Here is a 20,618-nt window from a genome sequence, read left to right as displayed (position 1 = left end):
TCCCGCCGCAGACGCTAAGGAATCACGTGCACGCATACATGCTTGTCCTGCGCCACTACTGGGTGCTGAAGAGGAACCGGCCCTGGGGACTGATCGTCAATGGCGTCTTTGAACCGTTCCTCTACCTGCTGTCCATCGGCCTGGGCATCGGGCAGCTCGTCTCCACGTTCACCGACCACGGCCGTGCGGTGACCGACTACGCCGCCTTCGTCGCGCCGGCCCTGCTGGCCACCTCGGCGATGAACAGCGCGATCTACGAGACCACCAATCTCGTCTGGTTCCGACTGCGTTTCGAGAAGGTGTACGACGCCATCGTCACCACCCCGATGACGCCGACAGATGTCGGCCACGGCGAAATCGTGGCGGCGATGCTGCGCGGAGCCCTGGCGTCCAGTTGCTTCCTCGGGGTAATCGCCGCGCTGGGCCTGGTGCACAGCTTGTGGGCGCTGCTGGTGATCCCCGGCGCGCTCCTGGTCGCCTTCGCCTTCGCAGCGGGCGGCCTGGCGGCGGCCACATTTATCAAGGCGCAGCATCACCACCAGTACCTCCAGCTGGTGATGCTGCCGATGTTCCTGTTCGCGACCACGTTCTACCCGCTGTCGGTGTACCCGGCGTTGCTGCGCGGGATCGTCGTGTGCCTTCCGCTCTACCATGCCATCGAGCTGCTGCGGTCGGTGTGCATGGGCCAGTTCGGGGCGCCCCTGTTGATCTCGACGGTGTACCTGGTGCTGTTCGGCGCGGCCAGCGTGTGGCTGGCCGACCGGCGGCTCACCCGGATGCTGGTGTACTGACCGGAGCAGGGGTCCGACGGACCCGACACCTCGCCGTGGCGACGCCAGCTGGCCGGAGTTCCTGCGGGCACAGGCGTGCGCGCGATGGTTCGCGACCTGACGCCAGACCTACTCCGCGTGCCCAGCGCGCTACAGGCCGTGATCAGCGCCGTCCCGTTGCGCGTCAACCGCTAAGCGGTCGCGTCGCATTCCGGGTTGGATACGTCGGAGGCTTCGGGGCCATGGCGGCGAGCGTGCGGCGCCATACGGTCAGCCTACGCACACTGTGCGCGATCACCGGCCATACCAATATCGTCAATATTCCGGGCTTGGACCGGGTGCTATACGGTCAGTGGGTGAGAATCGAACGTCACTGGTGGAACGGCGACCGCACCGTAAGAGGACGTCGCGACGTGTACATCCGCACTGACGGTGAGTCGTGGGAGGTAGAGGCCCGAGCCGGCGGCGGCCGGTCGAAGATCTACCAGTGCCCGGGCCGGCAGTCGGCGGAGATCCTGGCCGGGGCATGGATGGACGGGCAGCGCCGGTGGCAGGTCGTAGCACCGTGATCGGCCGGCGCCACAGCTGCGCTCACCGCCCGCCAGCTGGCAACGGGGTCCGGTAGCGGATTCAGGTAGACTGACGGCGCGGTCCGCCCATCGTGCGGGCCGGCTTCGATGTCCCACGCCACGCGCCGCGGCCGAAACGGTCAGCGCCGGGCGGGACGTCCCCTTCGACGTACGGAGCCTTCATGGCGGCACGCCGCCCGCACCAGACCACCTCGCCCAAGCCCACCTCGGCCAGTTCCACCTCGGCCGGTCCCACCTCGCCGGAGTCGCTGACCTTCGCCGACCTCGGCGTGCCCGACGCGCTCAACCGCGTGCTGGCCGCGACCGGGGTGCACCGGCCCTTCCCGATCCAGGCCGCGACCCTGCCCGACGCGATCGCCGGGCGGGACGTGCTCGGCCGGGGCCGCACCGGGTCGGGCAAGACCTACGCATTCGTGCTTGCGGTGCTCACCCGCCTGGCCGCGGGTGCCGCGCCACGGCGGGCCGGGCGGCCCCGGGCGCTGATCCTCGCGCCCACCCGCGAGCTGGCCGCCCAGATCGACGCCGTGATGGCCCCGCTGGCCAAGGCACTGAAGCTGCGCACGATGACCGTCTTCGGCGGCGTCGGAGCCGGGCCGCAGATCGCCGGCCTGCGCGCCGGGGTCGACGTCCTGGTGGCCTGCCCCGGCCGGCTCGCCGACCACGTCGAGGCCGGTCACGCGCGCCTGGACGCCGTCGAGATCACCGTCCTCGACGAGGCCGACCACATGGCCGACCTCGGCTTCCTGCCCACCGTGAAGCGGCTGCTGGAGCAGACCCCGCGCGGCGGGCAGCGCCTGCTGTTCTCGGCCACGCTGGACGCCGGTGTCGACGTCCTGGTGCGGCGGTTCCTCACCGACCCGGTCGAGCACAGCGTCGACTCGACGCTCTCGCCGGTGGCCGCGATGACGCACCACGTCCTGCACGTCCACGCCGACGATCGCTTCGCCGTGCTGGTCGAACTGACCGCCGCGCCGGGCCGGACCGTCGTGTTCACGCGCACCAAGCGGGGCGCGAAGACGCTCACCCGCCGGCTCGTCGCGGCCGGCGTGTCCGCCGTGGAGCTGCACGGCAACCTGGCCCAGGCCGCGCGCACCCGAAACCTGCGGGCGTTCTCCGACGGTGACGTGCGCACGCTGGTCGCCACCGACATCGCCGCCCGCGGCATCGACGTCGAGGACGTGGCCCTGGTCGTGCACGCGGACCCGCCGGCGGAGCACAAGGCATACCTGCACCGCTCGGGGCGCACGGCCCGGGCGGGCGCGGCCGGCACAGTCGTCACGCTGATGACCGACGGCCAGGCGCCCGAGGTGCGGGAGCTGACCCGCCGGGCGGGCATTGCGGCGATCACCACCCGCCTGAGTCCGGGTCACGCGCTGCTGCGCGAGCTCGCCCCTGGCGAACGGATGCTGGTCCCCGAATCGGCGCGGCCGCTCGCCGCCCCACGCCCCGAGACGCAACGCCACGAGCCAAAGCGGCACGAGACGCAGCGGCCCGAGGCGCAACGCCACGAACCACCGCGGCACGAGACACAGCCTGCCCGGGGCGGCCGGGGCCGGCGGGGCGGCAAGCCCGCGCAGGCGGCGTCCTCGACGCGCTCCGCGCAGGCGGCGTCCTCGACGCGCTCCGCGCAGGCGGCGTCCTCGACGCGCTCCGCCCCGGCGGCATCCAGTGCGGCGGCCTTCTCCGCCCGGGCCCGGCCGGGCGCTCGCCGAGGTGGGCGCTGAGCGCTACTACTCGCCTCCGCAAGCCCGGCCGGTCGACAGTCGACCGGCCGGGGCACTGCTCAATGTGACGAGACGGCTCAGATGACGCGGATGTTGGACGCCTGCGGCCCCTTTTGACCCTGGGTGATGTCGAACTCCACCCGCTGGTTCTCCTCAAGGCTGCGGAAACCGCCCGCCGAGATCGCGGAGTAGTGGGCGAACACATCGGCGCCACCGCCATCCGGGGTGATGAAGCCGAAGCCCTTCTCCGCGTTGAACCACTTCACAGTACCGACGGTCATGTCCTGCTCCTTCGCAAGGCAAATGGAGGCCACACGGTGTGGTCTCCCGCGTCGCCGCTTTGATGACCCTGCTCCGGAAACCCGGCAATACTGACAGCGCCCGCAGGTGCACTACCCACGGGCGCGGCAACATATATGGAAATCAAGACTGCAACAGCCCAACCGTAGCACGGATGCCATGCCGCCCTGCCCGCCAACTCCGCAGGTCGGCGACGTGCGGCGGGTCAGCGGACCGAGGCGTGGAGCGCGTCCGCCGTCGCCGTCTCGTCGACCGCGAAGCGGACGATCAGGCGCTCCAGGTCCGACAGGAAGCCCAGCGGCCCGCGCCGGCCGAAGAAGCCGTGCTCCACGCACAGCATCAGCTCGGCCGTCTCGCCCAGGTCCATCAGGAACATGAAGAAGTTCGCGTGCTTCGGCTGGCGGTCGATGACCGGGGAACGCAGCTTCGTGGCCGGGAGCAGGTCGGCCACCCGTTCGGCGAGTTCGTCCTGCGGCACGGGGGCCGGCGGCTCGGCATCCATCAGGGAATACCGCGTGTCGTTGAAGTAGCAGTAGCCGTCCGGCACGATGCCCCGCCGCTCGGCGAGATCGGCGATCAGCGTGTCGAGGGCGCGCGGGTCGTATTCGCAGTGGGCGTACGCCGAGAGCGCCATATCGGCCGAGCGCCGCAGGAACCCGTCGACCGTCTCGGAGTGCAGCCGTGCCGGGGCGCAGTCGAGCCGGAAGAGCGCGTTGGAGTTGAAGGCGCCGACCAGGCCACGGCTGGCCGGGCGGAAGCGGGTCGACACGATCATGCGCAGGGCGGCGTCGTCCTCGCCGGTATACGCGGCCAGTTGCAGGGTCGTGGCGCCCAGCAGCACCGTCGCGGGTGGCACGCCGTGGCGAGCGGCCAGGGAGTTGGCGGCCAGGGCGAGCGCCGGGGACTGGATGAGGCCCCAGTCGAGGTTGGGCGTGCCGTCGCCGACCCGCACGATCATGCTCGCCGGCAGGCTCTCCAGGTGGCGGGCCAAGAACGCGAGCGCCTTGGCCTCACGGCGCTTGCCGATCGCGGAGCGCTCGTATTCGATCCGCTCGAGTGGCTGCTGGCCGGGCTCGACCACGACGGGCGGGTCGGCGAGCAGGTTTGCCAGGTCGCCGCGGACGATGTTGAAGCTCCAGCCGTCAACGGCCATGTGGCTCGCGGCGAGCAGCACCAGCAGCGGCTCGCCGGAGCGCACCAGCACCGCGGCGCGCAGCGGCAGGTCGGCGCCGATGTCGAACCACGGGCGGCGTAACGCCTCGCCGAGGTCGGTCGTGGCCTCCTCCAGGCCGACGTCGCCGAGGTCGTGGACCCGCAGCGGGATCTCACCGGCCTCGACGACGCGCTGGATCGGGCCGTCGGGCGTGTCGAGATACAGCGTATGCAGCGAGTCGTGCCGCTCCACCAGCAGCCGCAGGGCGTCGAGCACGGCGGGCAGGTCGCGGCCGGGCGGGACCGGGCAGCTCACGAGCAGGTTGAGCGTCGTGTCCTCCGGCGGAAGCCAGCGGAACACGTCCCAGATCGCCAGCTGCGACCAGATCAGCGGCCCCTCGCAGGCGCGGCCGGTGCGGTCGGTGCGAAACGTAATCGTGCTCGGGTGTCTATCCACGACTCACCGAACCTCTGGATTATCACCTGACGTAGAAGGACCTCAGGTTACGGCCGCGATACGGAATTTTCAATGATCCATGCAAGAACCTCGCGTGATCAGTACGAATCTTGCTGCAATCAGGCTCATCGCCCAAAAATATGAAATGCCACTTGTCCGGGGTGCGACAGGCTTCGATAGGTTGTACGGCATGTGGCGGATCACCGTGAACCACACGTGCATCGGCTCGGGAAGCTGCGCCGGCATCGCGCCCGGGCGGTTCGAGCTCGACGACGCCGCGGGGCGCTCGCACCCCGTCACGCCGGACGTCGAGCCCGACGAGGCCGTGCTCGACGCCGTCGCATCGTGCCCGATGGAGGCGATCTCGGTGGTCGACCTGGAGACCGGGGAGACGGTGGAAGCCTAAGGTCCAGACTGGCTTGGGACTGGCCTAGGACTGGCCGCGGTAGGCGACCAGCAGGGCCTCCGCGGCCTGCACCGGGGTCAGCGTGCCGTCGAGCACCTGCCGCTCGACGCGCGGCGCCAGATCGCGGACCGCGGGGCTGGTGCGCAGGCCGTCGAGCAGCGCGTCGCGGGTCATCGACCAGACCCAGCCGAGCTGCTGGCGCTCGCGCCTGGCCCGCAGGGCGCCGGAGGCCTCGAGGGTGTCATGGTGGCGGGTCAGCTGCGCCCACAGGTCGGGCAGTCCGGCGCCGGTGAGGCCGCTGCACGTGACGACCGGGGGTTGCCAGGTCTCCCGGCCCGTGCGAAGCAGGCGCAGGGCCCCGGCGAGCTCGCGGGCGGCGGATCGGGCGTCGGCCTCGTGCGGGCCGTCGGCCTTGTTGACCGCGATGACGTCGGCGAGCTCCAGCACGCCCTTCTTGATGCCCTGCAGCTGGTCGCCGGTGCGCGCCAGGGCCAGCAGCAGGAACGTGTCGACCATGTCGGCGACCGCGGTCTCGGACTGGCCCACGCCGACGGTCTCCACGAGCACCGCGTCATAGCCGGCCGCCTCGACCACGACCATCGCCTCGCGGGTCGCCCGGGCGACGCCGCCCAGCGTGCCGGACGTCGGCGACGGGCGCACGAACGCGGCCGGGTCGGCGGCCAGGCGGGTCATGCGCGTCTTGTCGCCGAGGATGCTGCCCCCGGTCCGGGTCGAGGACGGGTCGACGGCGAGCACGGCGACGCGGTGCCCCTCGCCGGTGAGCAGCGTGCCGAGCGCGTCGATGAACGTGGACTTGCCAACACCCGGCACGCCGGTCACGCCCACGCGCCGGGCCCGGCCGGCGTGCGGGGCGAGCGCGCCGAGGAGCTCCTGGGCGCGCTCGCGGTGGTCGGCGCGGGTGGACTCGACGAGCGTGATCGCGCGGGCGATCCAGGCGCGTGAGCCGCCCAGCACGCCCTCGACGAGGTCGCTCAGTGCTGCAACCGGGATCGCAGCACCTCCAGCAGGTCCAGGGCGGCGGCGGCGATGACGGTGCCGGGGCCGAAGATCGCGGCGGCGCCGGCCGCGCGCAGCTCGTCGTAGTCCTGCGGCGGGATGACGCCGCCGACCACTACGAGGATGTCGTCGCGGCCCAGCTCCGCCAGCTCCGCCCGCAACGCGGGCACCAGGGTCAGGTGCCCGGCGGCGAGCGAGTTGACCCCGACGATGTGCACGTCGGCCTCGACCGCCTGGCGGGCCACCTCACCCGGCGTGGAGAACAGTGGGCCCACGTCGACGTCGAAGCCGAGGTCGGCGAAGGCGGTCGCGATCACCTTCTGGCCGCGGTCGTGACCGTCCTGGCCCATCTTCGCCACCAGAATCCGCGGGCGGCGCCCCTCGGCCTCGGCGAACGCGTCGGTCGCGGCGCGCACCCCCTCGACAAGCTCGTTGCCGGCGGCCTCATCGCGATACACGCCCGAGATGGTACGGATCTGCGCGGTGTGCCGCCCGAACACCTTCTCCAGCGCGTCGGAGATCTCCCCGACGGAGGCGTGCGCGCGGGCCGCGGCCACCGACAGCTCCAGCAGGTTGCCGTCGCCGGCCGCGCCCGCGGTGAGTGCTTCGAGCGCCGCGTCGCAGGCGGCCTGGTCGCGCTCGGCCCGCAGCCGCTGGAGCCGGGCGATCTGCGCGGCGCGGACCGCGGAGTTGTCGACCTTGAGGACCTCGATCGGCTCGTCGGCGTCGGGGCGGTACTTGTTGACGCCGATGACCGGCTGGCGGCCCGAGTCGATGCGGGCCTGGGTGCGTGCCGCCGCCTCCTCGATGCGCAGCTTCGGGATGCCCTCGTCGATCGCGCGGGCCATGCCGCCGGCCCGCTCGACCTCCTCGATGTGCGCCCACGCCCGCTGGGCGAGGTCGTGGGTGAGCCGCTCGACGTACGCGCTGCCGCCCCACGGGTCGATCACCCGCGTGGTGCCGGACTCCTGCTGCAGCAGCAGCTGCGTGTTGCGCGCGATGCGGGCCGAGAAGTCGGTCGGCAGGGCGAGGGCCTCGTCCAGCGCGTTGGTGTGCAGCGACTGGGTGTGCCCCTGCGTCGCCGCCATCGCCTCGACGCAGGTGCGCACCACGTTGTTGAACACGTCCTGGGCGGTCAGCGACCAGCCGGACGTCTGGCAGTGCGTGCGCAGGCTCAGCGACTTCGGGTTCTTCGCCCCGAACTCGCGGACCAGCCGCGACCACAGCAACCGGCCGGCGCGCAGCTTCGCGACCTCCATGAAGAAGTTCATGCCGATGGCCCAGAAGAACGACAGGCGCGGCGCGAACGCGTCCACGTCGAGGCCGGCGGCGCGCCCGGCGCGCAGGTACTCCAAGCCGTCGGCGAGCGTGTACGCCAGCTCCAGGTCTGCGGTCGCCCCGGCCTCCTGGATGTGGTAGCCGGAGATCGAGATGGAGTTGAACTTCGGCATGTGCCTGGAGGTGTACCCGAAGATGTCGCCGATGATCCGCATCGATGGCTCGGGCGGGTAGATGTAGGTGTTGCGGACCATGAACTCCTTGAGGATGTCGTTCTGGATGGTGCCGGACAGCTGCTCCGGTGCCACCCCCTGCTCCTCGGCGGCCACGATGTACAGCGCCAGCACCGGCAGGACGGCGCCGTTCATCGTCATCGACACGCTCATGCGGTCCAGCGGGATGCCCTCGAACAGCCGGCGCATGTCCAGGATCGAGTCGATCGCGACGCCGGCCATGCCCACGTCACCGGCCACGCGCGGGTGGTCGGAGTCGTAGCCGCGGTGTGTGGCCAGATCGAACGCGACCGACAGGCCCTTCTGCCCGCCGGCCAGGTTGCGGCGGTAGAACGCGTTGGACTCCTCGGCGGTGGAGAAGCCGGCGTACTGCCGGACCGTCCACGGCTGCGTGGTGTACATCGTCGGGTAGGGGCCACGGACATACGGCGGGATCCCCGGAAGGCCGTGCAGGAAGTCCACGCCGGCGAGGTCGTCGGGGCCGTAGAATCCCTTGACGTCGATGCCCTCGGGCGTGTGCCAGACCTCGGCGCCGTCCGGCCCGCCGATCGGGGCGCTGGTCTCCGCCCGCGGGGTGCCGAGGGCCACCTCGGAGAAGTCGGGGATCACGGCGCCACTCCCAGGTCTCGGTGCGTCTGCTGGAGCACGGCGAGCGCGTCACAGCCGGTGTAGAGATACGCGTCGACGCCGTCATACCCGGCGGGCTTCCCGGCCAGCCACACCTGGCGCACGCCCTCGGCCTTCAGCCGCCGCGCGGTTTCGGCGGCCTCCTCGGCATACGAGCGGTCGGAGCCGCAGATGCAGGCCACCGGCGACGGGTCGTCTGTCAGGCGCACGCCGCCAGCCGCGAACAGGTTGCCGGCGAAGGACACGCGGGCGGAGTGCGCGGCCGGCGAGCCGAGCGCCACCAGGCGCACCGACGGGGGTGCCGCCGCGGCGTCGGCGGCGTCGCGCAGCCGTTCGAAACTCTCGGAATACCAGATCCGGGGCAGGCCGCCGGAGGGCGGTGGCGGCGCCGGGGCGCGGACCGGGCGGCGCTCGGCGAGATCCGGAAACTCCGACACGCCGGTGATCGGCTGCCGCCGGTGCGCGATGTCCTCCGCGCGCCGCTGCCGGGTCGCTTCGATCCGGTCGGCGACCATCCCGCCGCGCAGCGCCGCGGCCATCCCGCCGGCCCGCTCGACCTCGGTGAACACGTCCCAAGCCGCGTGCGCGAGGGCGTCGGTGAGCGACTCCACATACCAGGACCCGCCGGCCGGGTCGAGCACCCGGGCCACCCCGGACTCCTCGATGAGCAGCGACTGGGTGTTACGCGCGATCCGCCGGGAGAACCCGTCGGGCAGGCCGAGCCGCGCGTCGAAGGGCTGCACGGTGACCGCGTCGGCGCCGCCCACCCCGGCGGCGAAGCACGCCACGGTGGTGCGCAGGAGGTTGCCCCACGGGTCGCGGGCCGTCATCATCGCCTCGCCGGTCACCGCGTGCTGGCGCTGGGCGCCCAGGTGCGGCACGTCGCAGACCTGCGCGACCCGGGACCAGATCCGCCGGGCGGCGCGCAGCTTCGCGATCGTGGTGAACTGGTCGGCGGTCGCCGCGAAGCGGAACTCCAGCTGCTTGAGCGCCATGCCGGCGCTGAGCCCGGCGGCGACCAGTTCGCGCAGGTACGCCACGCCGGTCGCGGTGGCGTAGCCGAGCTCCTCGGCGTCGCCGCCGCCCGCGTCGTGATACACCGTGGCGTCGACGGTGGCCACCGGGACGGGCGAGATCTTCGACAGGGCCGCCAGCACGGACAGGTCGGCGTCCGCGCCGGTCCGCGCCGACCAGCCCAGCGGGTCAGCGCCCAGGTTGCCCGACTTGTCCTCGCCGGGCAGCGCCAGGAACGCGCGCGCCGCCTCCACCGTGTCCGCGCCGTTGTCCAGCACCACCGAGGCCAGGTCCAGATACACCCCGTCGAGCGCCTCGGCCAGGTCGCCGGGCGCGATCCCGGCCAGCCACAGCGAGGTCGCGCCGTTCTCGAGGTCGTCGAGGACCGCCGCGCGGGTTACCTTCGGGTCCGGGTCGGCGTGGCGCTGCCGCACGTCCCACGGCCGGGCCGCGCCACTGCCGCCGCGCACGAACGGCACCTGCCCCGGCTGCCCGGGTGGCGGGGCCAGGTCCTCGGCCGTGTACAGCGGGGCGATACGCAGCCCGTCGTAGGTCTCGGTCGACAACAGATCGACGACCGCCTCTGGCGGGGTGTCCTCGCCGGCCAGCCCGGACTTGCGCAGCACGCCCAGCGCGAGCCGCCGCCACTGCTCTAGATCTTGCACGGGGGCGCCCATGCATGGATATTAATGGTGCGTGTCGGGCAAGCGACCACGCTTGTGACAACCTCCACCAGTCGAATATTCCACCGGCCAGCCACGATGCGGGAACCGGCGTCCAGTCGCGAGCCCGTCCCCCGCGGTCAGAGGGAGTACCAGGGCGCGCGGATGCGGTAGAAGACGAACTCGCGGGTCGTCGCGCAGGCCAGGTAGGTGTGGCTCCACGTACAGGCGTCCGGGCGCGCGTCGATCGTGCCGAGCTCACGGGCCGTGCCGCGGGACGCGTCGACGCCGGTCCAGGGGTACTCCCCCGGCGGCGGCACGGCCGGCAGGAGCAGATAGCTGCCCTCGTCCAGGCGGGCGGCGCGCTTGCCCGGCCAGCTGCGCACGGTCCGGCCATCGGCGGCGAGCAGGGTCTCGGTGACCCCGATCGCCTGGGTCGCGGTGCGCAGCATGACGCGGTCGCCGACCGGCACGACCATCGACGGTCGCTCGGCCGCCACGCGGAACGCCACCTCGCCGGTGTCAGTGTTGAGCTCCGTCAGGTGGTGCTCCTCGCCGACGCAGACCCGCCGTTCGCCGCAGGCGCTCACGAACAGGGGCCGGGCCTGCGCGTCGGGTGATGTCCAGCTCCACTGCGGACGGCTCAGGCGCGTGCGGTCGTAGGCGCGGACCTGGAACCCCGCGGCGTGGCCCGCGACGAAGATCTGGTCCTCGTAGGCGTACACCAGGTCGCCGGGGTCGGCCAGGCCGGTGCCGGCACCGATGGCGTGGCCGCCGGCCAGGCCGACGACCTCCAGGCCCCGGCCGGGGGTGGTCCGCACGATGTGTGGATCGACGGTCAGCGCCTCGTCGAGCGGCTCGCCGCCGATCGAGGTCGGCACCTGCTGGCCGCTCCAGTTGTCGGTCGGCCACCAGCTGCCGGCGCCGTCCGGCTGATCGAACACCGCCGTCCGGCGCCCGGTGCCGACGTCGGTCACGACCAGGCGGTGCTCGGCCGCGAAGTACCGGACGAAGTACTTGCCGATGAGCATCCATCGGTCGCCGGCGCTCACGTCGAAGGTCGTGAACGGGATGCCGTTGTTGGCGTTGAGCAGGGTCACCCGCCGGTTGCCACCCGCGTCTGGCAGGCCGGTGACCTGCACCATGCCGCGGGCGGAGCGAAAGGTGTCGACGTCGGTGAGCCCGCTGTTGCGCCATATGACGGTGGAGGGCTTGCCGGCATCGACGGCGCGCAGCTCGTAACGGCCGCCGCCGGTGGGGTGGCCGAGGAAGACGCGGCCGCCGTCGAGGAAGGCGCGCGCTCCCTCGGTGCCGGCGGGTAGCTCGACACCGCCGATCCGGTCGAAGCGCTCGAAGCCGTAGGGGCGCTGGCTCACGCGATACACCACGGAGAAGACCACGAGCACGGCGGTCAGCGCGGCAACCGCGGCGGCCGACCACCGCGCACGCCGCGATAGCCAGAGCGACCGACGCGGGCGCAGGCCGTCGGCGAGGGCGTGCGTGTGCACCCGCCGACACTACCTCGTGATCGCCCCGGCCGCCGTCACGAGAAGCTGTTCGGGCCCAGCAGCGCCTTCAGGTCGCCCTTCAGCGCGGTGGTCGGGTTGACGTGGTAGGGGCCCAGGCGCAGCAGCGTGGTCCGCGAACCGTGGCTGAGCTTCACGTGCACCTCGGCCTTGCCCGGGTGGTTGATCAGGATCTCCTTGAGCCGGTCGACCAGCGGCGGCGTGCAGCGGGTGGCCGGTAGCGACAGCACGACTGGGCGGTTCTCGTCGGCGGCGGTGACGTCCGGCATCGACAGGTCCATCGCCATGAGCCGCGGCGTCTCGTCGCGCCTGTCGACCCGGCCCTTCACCACCACGATCGCGTCCTCGGCGATGTACTGCCCGACGAGCTCGTAGGTGTTGGGGAAGAACAGCGCCTCGACCGCGCCGCCGAGGTCCTCCAGGGTCGCCGACGCCCACGGCTTGCCCTGCTTGGTGATCCGCCGCTGGACGCCGGTGAGCATGCCGGCGAGGGTGACGACGGCGCCGTCGGCCACCGCGCCCTCCTCCGACAGGCTGCTGATGGCGGTGTCGGCGGCCTTGGCCAGCACCGATTCGAGGCCGAACAGCGGGTGGTCGGACACATACAGGCCCAGCATCTCCCGCTCGAACGCGAGCAGCTCGCGCTTGTCCCACTCGATCTGCGGGATCGTGACGGTCATCGTCGTGCCGCCGGAGCCGGAGTCGTCCGCGCCGAACGCGTCGCCGAACAGGTCGAACTGCCCGATGGCCTCGTTCTTCTTGAGGTCGGCGTAGTTGTCGATCGCGTCGGCGTGGATGGCCAGCAGACCGCGGCGCGGGTGGTCCATCGAGTCGAACGCGCCGGCCTTGATCAGCGACTCGATCGTCTTCTTGTTGCAGGCGACGGCGTCGACCTTGGACAGGAAGTCGTCGAAGTCCTTGTACGGCCCGGCCTGCGTCTGCCGGCACCGCACGATCGCGTCGACGACGTTGTGGCCGACGTTGCGCACCGCGGCGAGGCCGAAGCGGATGTCCTTGCCGACCGGGGTGAACGGGCCGGCGGACTCGTTGACGTCGGGCGGCAGCACGTCGATGCCCATGCGGCGGCACTCCGCCAGATACATGGCCATCTTGTCCTTGTCGTCGCCGACGCTGGTCAGCAGGGCTGCCATGTACTCGGCCGGGAAGTTGGCCTTGAGATACGCCGTCCAGTACGACACCAGCCCGTAGCCGGCCGTGTGCGCCTTGTTGAAGGCGTAGTCGGCGAACGGCACGAGCACGTCCCACAGCTTCTGGATCGCCTCGTCGCTGTAGCCGTTCTCGCGCATGCCGTCACGGAACGGCACGAACTCCTTCTCCAGGACCTCTTTCTTCTTCTTGCCCATGGCGCGGCGCAGCAGGTCGGCCTGGCCGAGCGTGTATCCGGCCAGCTTCTGCGCGGCGCGCTGGACCTGCTCCTGGTAGACGATCAGGCCGTATGTCGGGCCGAGGATCTCCTTGAGCGGCTCCTCCAGCTCCGGGTGGATCGGGATCATCTCCTGCTGCCCGTTCTTGCGCAGCGCGTAGTTGGTGTGCGAGTTCGCACCCATCGGGCCGGGCCGGTACAGCGCCAGCACGGCGGAGATGTCCTCGAAGTTGTCGGGCTTCATGAGCCGCAGCAGCGAGCGCATCGGCCCGCCGTCGAGCTGGAACACGCCGAGCGTGTCGCCGCGGGCCAGCAGCTCATAGGCCGCCTTGTCGTCCAGCTCCAGCGAGAGCAGGTCGAGGTCGATGCCCCGGCGTTTGATGTTCTTGACGGCGTCGTCGATGATCGTCAGGTTTCGCAGGCCGAGGAAGTCCATCTTCAGCAGGCCGAGCGTCTCGCAGGTCGGGTAGTCGAACTGCGTGATGATCGCCCCGTCGGCGTCGCGGCGCATCAGCGGCACGTGCTCGATCAGCGGCTCCGCGGACATGATCACGCCGGCGGCGTGCACGCCCGTCTGGCGGATCAGCCCCTCCAGGCCCTTCGCGGTTTCGACGACCTTCTTGACGTCGGGGTCGCTGTCATACAGCGCCCGGAACTCGACCGCCTCGGAGTAGCGCGGGTGGTTGGGATCGAAGATCCCCGACAGCGGGATGTCCTTGCCCATCACCGCCGGCGGCATCGCCTTGGTGATCTTGTCGCCGACCGCGAACGGGTAGCCCAGCACCCGCGCCGAGTCCTTGATCGCGGCCTTGGCCTTGATGGTGCCGAAGGTCGCGATCTGCGCGACCCGATCCTCGCCCCACTTCTCGGTGACATAGCGGATGACGTCGCCGCGCCGGCGCTCGTCGAAGTCGATGTCGATGTCGGGCATCGAGACGCGGTCGGGGTTGAGGAACCGCTCGAAGATCAGGCCGTGCGGCAGCGGGTCGAGGTCGGTGATGCCCATCGCGTAGGCGACCAGGCTGCCTGCGGCTGAGCCACGACCGGGCCCGACGGCGATGCCCTCATTCTTGGCCCACAGGATGAAGTCGGAGACCACCAGGAAGTATGCCGGGAAGCCCATCTTCACGATCATGTCGGCCTCGTAGTCGGCCTGGCGCTGGTGCTCCTCGTCGATGCCGTTCGGGAAGCGCCGGGCCATGCCGCGGGCGACCTCCGCGCGGAAGAACGACTCCTCCGTCTCGCCCTCCGGCACCGGGAAGCGCGGCATCAGGTTGCGGAACTCGAACATCCCGTCGATGTCGACCTTCTCCGCCACCAGCAGCGTGTTGCGGCAGCCCTCCTGCCAGATGTCGGACGAGTCCACGGCGCGCATCTCGTCAGCCGACTTGAGGTAATAGCCCGACCCGCCGAACCGGAACCGGTTGGGGTCGTTGATGTTGGCCGCGGTCTGCACGCACAGCAGCACGTCGTGCGCCTCGGCCTGGGCCTGGTGCGTGTAGTGCGAGTCGTTGGTGACCACCGGTGGGATGCCGAGCCGCTTGGAGATCTCGGTGAGCCCCTCGCGGACCCGCCGCTCGATGTCCAGGCCGTGGTCCATGACCTCGAGGAAGTAGTTGTCCTTGCCGAAGATCTCCTGGTATTTCGCGGCGGCCTTCAGCGCCTCGTCGAACTGGTCCAGCCGCAGCCGGGTCTGCACCTCGCCCGATGGGCAGCCGGTCGTGGCCATCAGCCCCTCGGCGTGCTCGGCGATGATCTCGGCGTCCATCCGGGGCCACTTCACGAAGTGCCCCTCGATCGACGCCCGCGAGTTCAGCCGGAACAGGTTGTGCAGCCCGGTCCTGTTGCGCGCCCAGATCGTCTTGTGCGTGTAGCCGCCCGAACCGGAGACGTCGTCGTTCTTCTGGTCCGGCCGACCCCAGCGGACGCGCTGCTTGGTCAGCCGCGACTCGGGCGCCACGTATGCCTCGACGCCGAGGATCGGGGTGACGCCCACCGCCTTGGCCTGCTTGTAGAAGTCATACGCACCGTGCATGTTGCCGTGGTCGGTGATCGCCACGGCGGGCATGCCGAGCCGGTTGGCCTCGGCGAACATCTCCTTGAGGCGGGCCGCCCCGTCGAGCATGGAGTACTCGGTGTGCACGTGAAGATGCACGAACGAGTCGGCCATGCTCAACCCCCTGGGGCTCGGTCTGACGGGTCCGGCGAATCAGCCTAGTCACGGATCGGGCTCGACACACCGACCGACACCGCCGTGTGCGCCGGATCCCTCACCGGTCCGCCGCACACACGACATTTCAGACACCACCGCCTTGCGCAACGCACCACAACGGTCACCGTGCGTCGCCCGTTTGCCACGCGGCGGGTGTGCCGGACCCGCCATCACCCAGGGGACCGGCGGGCGACACCATAACCACCCCCGCCGGCAGTTTTCGGCAGTGGCCGCCCCGACCTGCGGCGATGCCGACGGGACAGGGATGATCAGAAAAGTCGCCAAATAGGGAAAATCGGATCCCAGGAAAAGTGTCGTACCGTCCTGTTACACCAGAGTCATGGGATTGCGGACCACACGCGGAGTGAGCGTCGAAGAGGCGCTCCGGATGGTTCTCATGCTGCCCGAGGTCGACCAGCGCCAGCACGGCAACCACATCGGCTTCCGGGTGCGGGACAAGGCGTTCGCCTACCTGTGCGCGCACGACTGGACCATGCTCGTCAAGGCGGCCAGAGAGGCCCAGGCCGCGCTGGTCGAGGACAACCCGAGGGCCTACAAGAAGGCCCACACCTCCGGGCGCGTCGGATGGTTGCAGGTGCGGCTGCGCAAGGCGCACGAGGACGACGTCGCCGATCTGATCCTGGAGGCGTGGCGGATGACGGCGCCGAGGCTGATCGTGGCGAGGGCCGAGCTACCCCTGTGCTGACCCGGCCGACCGGGCCGAGCGGGCCGGGGCTGGGCGGGCTGGGCGGGCCGGGGCTGGGCGGGCTGGGCGGGCCGGGGCTGGGCGGGCCGGGCGGGCCGGGCTGGCCGGGCGGGCCGGGCTGGCGGGCCGGGCTGGCTGGCGGGCCGGGCGGGCCGGGCGGGCGATCAGCGCTGCGGCTGAGTCGGCTCCGCACAGTGCCGCACCGACTCTGCGCCAACATCGACGCCACGCTGGACGCCGCCATGACCGAGTGCGGGCACCTGCCGGTGGTGGAGGGCCGGGCGGCCACCGTGCGGCACCACAGCGACCTGATCCGCGCCGCCCACGGCGACGTCGGCGGGTGGCCGCCGGCGGATCCGCCGCGGCCGGTCCGAGGCCGAACGGCGGCGGTGGCCGGCCCAGGTCTCGGCCGCGCATAGCCACCACATGCGCACCCGCCGCGCCTGACCTCGCCAGCGACCCTGGCGCCGAATCGGAGAGACCAAAAGACTGTTGCGCCGCCGGCCGGCACGCCTTATGTTGTTCTCAGATCGAGAAATACTCAAACCGAGAAATACTCGGGGCGAGAAGGACTCTTCCCGAGAAGGACTCCGGACCGTGACCAACGACGACGCCGACTTCCTCACCAGCTACGACCCCCGCGCCTACCCGCCGGTCGCCGTCACCGTCGACGTCGTCGCGTTCACGATTCGCGACGGGGCGCTGCACGTCCTGCTCGTCCGCCGCGGAGGCCCGCCCATGAAGGACATGTGGGCGCTGCCCGGCGGGTTCGTCGGCGAGTGGGAGGACCTGGCCACCGCGGCGGCCCGGGAGCTGGCCGAGGAGACGGGCGTGGCCACCGCCAACCGGCGGCTGCACCTGGAGCAGCTGGGGACGTATGGTGCGCCGGAGCGGGACCCGCGCATGCGCGTGTTCTCGGTCGCGTACCTCGCCTTCGCGCCGCAGCTGCCCGACCCGGTGTCGGGCAGCGACGCGCGCGAGGCCGCCTGGGTGCCGATGGACGACCGGCCGGCCGCGCTGGCCTTCGACCACGCCACGATCCTGGCCGACGGGCTCGAGCGGGCCCGCTCGAAGCTGGAGTACTCACCGCTGGCCACGAAGTTCGTCGGCGAGGAGTTCACGATCGCCGAGCTGCGGGCGGTGTACGAGACGGTCTGGGGCGAACCGCTGCACGCCGGCAACTTCCACCGCAAGGTGCTGTCCGTGCCGGGGTTCGTGGAGAGCACCGGGGCCACGACCGAACGCGGCGGGGCGCGGGGCGGGCCGCGGGCCAAGCTCTACCGCGCCGGCGACGCCCAGCTGCTGCACCCCGCACTGCTGATGCCGAGCCGGGAGGAGACCTTGCGATGAACACCGACGAGGCGATCGCCCTGGTCGAGACGGCCACCGCGGAGGAGCTCTTCGGCGGCGCCGACGCCAACCGGCGGTACCGCAGCCTGGCCCGCCTGGTCCACCCGGACGCCGCCGGGCCGCGGGGCACCAAGGCGTTCGCGCGCCTGGCCGAGCTGTGGCGCAACCGCGGCACGATCCGCAGCGAGCGCGGCGTGTACTCCACGGCGACCCTGGAGCACCGCGGCGACCTGGCCAACCTCTACCGCGTGCCGGAGGGCCACCTCAAGCTGGTCCGCGACCCGGCGTGCAATGACCTGATGGCGCGGGAGGCCACCGCGCTACGCCGCCTGGCGGAGCACGGCGACCCGAGGTATCTGCCGTACGTGCCGCGACTGATCGAGACGTTTCGCCACAAGTCCGAGACGTCCGACCGGCCACGGCGGGGCAACGTCATCGCGGTGTCCGCGAGCCGGCTGCACAGCCTCGCCGAGGTGGCCGAGCGGCGGCCGCACGGCCTCGACCCGCGGGACGCGGCGTGGATGTGGCGCCGGCTGCTCGTCGCGCTCGGCCTCGCGCACCGCGCGGGCGTCGTGCACGGCGCGGTACTGCCGCAGCACGTCCTCATCGAGCCCGACGACCACGGCGTGGTGCTCGTCGACTGGTGCTACAGCGTGAGCGCCCCGGGCGAGCGCATCGCCGCCATCGTCCCCCGCTACCGCGACCACTACCCCGCCGAGGTCCTCGACCGCGGCACCCCCGGCCCGTACACCGACCTGGCCATGACCGCCCGACTGATGGCCGACCTGATGGGCGAGCGCGCACCGCAGGCGCTGCGCCGCTTCGCCGACGGCTGCCGGCTCGCCTCGCCGCGGCAGCGGCCCGACGACGCGTGGCGCCTGCTCCCCGAGCTCGACGAGCTGCTGCACCGGCTGTACGGCCCCCGCAAGTTCCGACCGTTCACACTCTGACGAGGGAGAATCCCGATGGGCAGTGGAACCTGGTCCACCGACGTCTACGACGCCGCCGACCGCTACCGGCGCGCCACCGGCACGAGCGCCTTCGCCTACAGCGACTCCGGCGCACGCAGCGTGCACAAGGCCCTCGACCCGTTGGGCAGCACCCGGGAGAGCCGCGACTCCGACGAGCACCCGGACTCCGTGGCCATCGCCGTGCTCTTCGACGTGACCGGCTCGATGCGCTCGGTGCCGCGCGTGCTGCAGCGGAAGCTGCCGCAGCTGCTCGGCCTGTTGCTGCGCAAGGGCTACGTGAAGGACCCGCAGATCCTGTTCGGCGCGATCGGTGACGCCACGTGCGACCGCGCGCCGCTGCAGATCGGCCAGTTCGAGTCGGACAACCGGCTCGACGAGGACCTGGGCCGGTTCGTGCTCGAGGGCGGCGGTGGCGGGCAGATGACCGAGTCCTACGAGCTCGCGCTGTACTTCATGGCTCGCCGTACCAGCGTCGACTGCTACGAGAAGCGGGGCCGGCGCGGATACCTGTTCATCATCGGCGACGAGCAGGCGTACCCACGGGTCAAGCCGGCCGAGGTCGAGAAGGTCATCGGCGACCGGCTGGGCGAGCCGATCGGCCTGCGCGCGATCGTCGACGAGGTGCGCCGCACGTACGACACGTACTACATCCTGCCGGCCGGCTCGTCGTACGCGGGCAACACGGCGATCCTCGACTTCTGGCGCGACCTGCTCGGCCAGAACGTCATCGCGCTCGACGACCTCGACGCGGTGTGCGAGACGATCGCCCTGACCATCGGGCTCGGCGAGGACAGCATCGACCTCGCCGAGGGCCTGGCGGACCTGCACGAGGTCGGCTCGGGCGCGGTGGACTCGGTCGGCAAGGCCCTGGCTCGCATCGGCGACGGCCGCGCACCGCTCGCGACCGGCTCCACCCCGACGGATCTGGCCGGCCCAGTAACGCTGGAACGTTTGTAATCGCCTCATCACCGTGGGTGCCGTCGAGGGGGCGGCACCCACACCTCGACGCGACCCATCGCCAGGAGCGTGCGGCATGCACATCATCGTCGTCGATCTCGGGTTCGGCGACTGCGGCAAAGGGACCGTGGTCGACCACCTGTGCGCGACCCGCGAGGTACACACCGTCGTACGGTTCAACGGCGGCGCCCAGGCGGCACACACCGTCGTGCTCGCCGACGGCCGCAAGCACACGTTCGCGCAGTTCGGCGCGGGCTCGCTGCGCCCCGGCGTGCGCACCCACCTCTCGCGGTTCATGGTCGTCGACCCGCTCGCGCTGGTCACCGAGGCCGAGCACCTCGTCGCCCTGGGTGCGCGCGACGTCTGGCGGCGGCTGAGCGTCGACCGCGCGGCGCTCATCAGCACGCCCTACCACCGCCTGGCCAACCGGGCCAAGGAACTCGCACGCGGCGCGGACCGGCACGGCTCGTGCGGCATGGGCGTCGGCGAGACGATGGCATACGCGCTCGCGCACCCCGGCGACGCGCCGCGCGCCGGCGACTGCGCCGAGCCCACGGTCCTGCGCCGCAAGCTCGCCCTGCTGCGTGAGCGGCTGGGGGCTGGCGGGCCGCCGGTGGAGGCGTGCCTGCCCGCCTACGAGGGGTTCGCGGCGACGGCGTCGCTGGTGGACGGCTTCCGCGCCGAGGGGCCCTGCGTGTTCGAGGGGGCACAGGGGGTGCTGCTGGACGAGTGGCACGGCTTCCACCCGTATACGACGTGGAGCACCACGACCTTCGCCAACGCCGAAGCCCTGCTGGACGGCGCGCCCGCGTTCCGGCTCGGCGTGCTGCGGACCGTGACCACCCGCCACGGCGCCGGCCCGCTGCCGACCGAGGACCCCGGGCTGGGCATCACCGACCCGAACAACCCCGCCAACGACTGGCAGGGCCCGTTCCGGGTCGGGCACTTCGACGTGCCGCTGCACCGCTACGCGCTGGAGGTCTGCGGTGGCGTCGACGGCCTGGCGCTCACCCACCTGGACCTGCCGGTCCGGCGGATCTGCCGCTCCTACCGCCGTGACCCGCTGCGCGCCGGCGAGCCCGGCGACCTCACCCGGCAGGAGGCGATGACCCGCGCCCTGGCCGGCGTCGAGCCGCGGTACGCACCGGTGACCGACTGGGTGCGCACCGTCGAGGACGAGCTCGGCGCCGGCGTCGTGCTCGAGTCGTGGGGCCCGTCGTCGCAGGACAAGAAGCCGTCCGGCCCGCTGACGGCCTGAGGTCGCGTTACACCGCGACCTCAG

The 20,618-nt window shown here is 71.6% G+C and carries 17 protein-coding genes; 10 read left to right on the top strand and 7 right to left on the bottom strand.

The features are described 5' to 3' along the window. Positions 1-26: 26 nt before the first annotated feature. From AB0367_RS06710 to AB0367_RS06700, 3 genes are all read left to right on the top strand, one after another. Positions 27-791, top strand: coding sequence for an ABC transporter permease (locus AB0367_RS06710; protein WP_366225207.1), 765 nt, complete (start codon positions 27-29; stop codon positions 789-791). 335 nt (positions 792-1,126) lie between these two features. Beyond that, complete coding sequence (locus tag AB0367_RS06705) at positions 1,127-1,339, top strand: hypothetical protein (RefSeq protein WP_366225206.1); 213 nt, start codon at positions 1,127-1,129, stop codon at positions 1,337-1,339. Between the two features lie 182 nt (positions 1,340-1,521). Further along, complete coding sequence (locus AB0367_RS06700; RefSeq protein ID WP_366225205.1) at positions 1,522-3,084, top strand: DEAD/DEAH box helicase; 1,563 nt, start codon at positions 1,522-1,524, stop codon at positions 3,082-3,084. A 77-nt stretch (positions 3,085-3,161) separates the two neighbouring features. Here AB0367_RS06700 and AB0367_RS06695 read toward each other — a convergent pair whose 3' ends face one another. Together AB0367_RS06695 and AB0367_RS06690 are read right to left on the bottom strand one after the other, a co-directional pair. After that, positions 3,162-3,365 (bottom strand): cold-shock protein, encoded by a 204-nt coding sequence (locus AB0367_RS06695; protein ID WP_366225204.1) that lies wholly within the window; start codon positions 3,363-3,365, stop codon positions 3,162-3,164. A gap of 224 nt (positions 3,366-3,589) precedes the next feature. Continuing rightward, positions 3,590-4,993: a condensation domain-containing protein gene (locus AB0367_RS06690; RefSeq protein ID WP_366225203.1), complete on the bottom strand. Its 1,404-nt coding sequence runs from the start codon at positions 4,991-4,993 to the stop codon at positions 3,590-3,592. 190 nt (positions 4,994-5,183) lie between these two features. Between AB0367_RS06690 and AB0367_RS06685 the strand changes: the two genes are divergently transcribed. Next, the gene (locus AB0367_RS06685; RefSeq protein ID WP_366225202.1) at positions 5,184-5,399 is read left to right on the top strand and encodes a ferredoxin; all 216 of its coding nucleotides are present in this window, start codon (positions 5,184-5,186) and stop codon (positions 5,397-5,399) included. 24 nt (positions 5,400-5,423) lie between these two features. Here the strand turns inward: AB0367_RS06685 and meaB are convergent, their stop codons facing one another. The 5 genes from meaB to dnaE all read right to left on the bottom strand — a co-directional run bounded on the left by meaB (position 5,424) and on the right by dnaE (position 15,310). Further along, complete coding sequence (meaB, locus tag AB0367_RS06680) at positions 5,424-6,374, bottom strand: methylmalonyl Co-A mutase-associated GTPase MeaB (RefSeq protein ID WP_366225201.1); 951 nt, start codon at positions 6,372-6,374, stop codon at positions 5,424-5,426. Positions 6,375-6,391: 17 nt separating this feature from the next. Continuing rightward, the gene (scpA, locus tag AB0367_RS06675; protein WP_366225200.1) at positions 6,392-8,536 is read right to left on the bottom strand and encodes a methylmalonyl-CoA mutase; all 2,145 of its coding nucleotides are present in this window, start codon (positions 8,534-8,536) and stop codon (positions 6,392-6,394) included. Then, positions 8,533-10,245, bottom strand: coding sequence for a methylmalonyl-CoA mutase subunit beta (locus AB0367_RS06670; protein ID WP_366225199.1), 1,713 nt, complete (start codon positions 10,243-10,245; stop codon positions 8,533-8,535). Before AB0367_RS06670 ends, scpA begins: the two co-directional genes overlap by 4 nt. Positions 10,246-10,370: 125 nt before the next feature. Next, a complete protein-coding gene (locus AB0367_RS06665) occupies positions 10,371-11,738 on the bottom strand; it encodes a hypothetical protein (protein WP_366225198.1) in 1,368 nt (455 codons plus the stop codon). 35 nt (positions 11,739-11,773) lie between these two features. Then, entirely contained in the window at positions 11,774-15,310 is a 3,537-nt protein-coding gene (dnaE, locus tag AB0367_RS06660) for a DNA polymerase III subunit alpha (protein WP_366225197.1), read from the bottom strand. Between the two features lie 406 nt (positions 15,311-15,716). Here dnaE and AB0367_RS06655 point away from each other — a divergent pair, with 406 nt between their 5' ends. The 6 genes from AB0367_RS06655 (at position 15,717) to AB0367_RS06630 (ending at position 20,594) form a co-directional block, all read left to right on the top strand. Continuing rightward, positions 15,717-16,058 carry an MmcQ/YjbR family DNA-binding protein gene (locus AB0367_RS06655; protein WP_366225196.1) on the top strand — a complete coding sequence of 114 codons (342 nt, stop codon included), beginning with the start codon at positions 15,717-15,719 and terminating at the stop codon, positions 16,056-16,058. Further along, complete coding sequence (locus AB0367_RS06650) at positions 16,052-16,477, top strand: hypothetical protein (protein ID WP_366225195.1); 426 nt, start codon at positions 16,052-16,054, stop codon at positions 16,475-16,477. The genes AB0367_RS06655 and AB0367_RS06650 overlap by 7 nt, the downstream gene beginning before the upstream one ends. A gap of 178 nt (positions 16,478-16,655) precedes the next feature. Further along, positions 16,656-17,408 carry an NUDIX domain-containing protein gene (locus AB0367_RS06645; protein ID WP_366225194.1) on the top strand — a complete coding sequence of 251 codons (753 nt, stop codon included), beginning with the start codon at positions 16,656-16,658 and terminating at the stop codon, positions 17,406-17,408. Beyond that, positions 17,405-18,358, top strand: a complete 954-nt coding sequence (locus tag AB0367_RS06640) for a serine/threonine protein kinase (RefSeq protein ID WP_366225193.1) — start codon at positions 17,405-17,407, stop codon at positions 18,356-18,358. Before AB0367_RS06645 ends, AB0367_RS06640 begins: the two co-directional genes overlap by 4 nt. 15 nt (positions 18,359-18,373) lie before the next feature. Continuing rightward, on the top strand, positions 18,374-19,336 hold the full coding sequence (locus tag AB0367_RS06635) for a hypothetical protein (protein WP_366225192.1): 963 nt from the start codon (positions 18,374-18,376) through the stop codon (positions 19,334-19,336). 76 nt (positions 19,337-19,412) lie between these two features. Next, positions 19,413-20,594: an adenylosuccinate synthetase gene (locus AB0367_RS06630; RefSeq protein ID WP_366225191.1), complete on the top strand. Its 1,182-nt coding sequence runs from the start codon at positions 19,413-19,415 to the stop codon at positions 20,592-20,594. Positions 20,595-20,618 lie beyond the last annotated feature (24 nt).

This window comes from Dactylosporangium sp. NPDC051484 (genome assembly GCF_040689395.1).
In the GTDB taxonomy this organism is placed as follows: Bacteria; Actinomycetota; Actinomycetes; order Mycobacteriales; family Micromonosporaceae; genus Dactylosporangium.
This window is presented reverse-complemented; position numbering and strand designations above follow the sequence as displayed.

Bases quoted from the DNA above. Each gene is read 5' to 3' on its own strand.
- AB0367_RS06640 (WP_366225193.1), top strand. From the start codon at position 17,405: ATGAACACCGACGAGGCGATCGCCCTGGTCGAGACGGCCACCGCGGAG.
- AB0367_RS06700 (WP_366225205.1), top strand. From the start codon at position 1,522: ATGGCGGCACGCCGCCCGCACCAGACCACCTCGCCCAAGCCCACCTCG.
- AB0367_RS06695 (WP_366225204.1), bottom strand. From the start codon at position 3,365: ATGACCGTCGGTACTGTGAAGTGGTTCAACGCGGAGAAGGGCTTCGGC.
- AB0367_RS06635 (WP_366225192.1), top strand. From the start codon at position 18,374: ATGGGCAGTGGAACCTGGTCCACCGACGTCTACGACGCCGCCGACCGC.
- AB0367_RS06630 (WP_366225191.1), top strand. From the start codon at position 19,413: ATGCACATCATCGTCGTCGATCTCGGGTTCGGCGACTGCGGCAAAGGG.
- AB0367_RS06670 (WP_366225199.1), bottom strand. From the start codon at position 10,245: ATGGGCGCCCCCGTGCAAGATCTAGAGCAGTGGCGGCGGCTCGCGCTG.
- dnaE (WP_366225197.1), bottom strand. From the start codon at position 15,310: ATGGCCGACTCGTTCGTGCATCTTCACGTGCACACCGAGTACTCCATG.
- AB0367_RS06685 (WP_366225202.1), top strand. From the start codon at position 5,184: ATGTGGCGGATCACCGTGAACCACACGTGCATCGGCTCGGGAAGCTGC.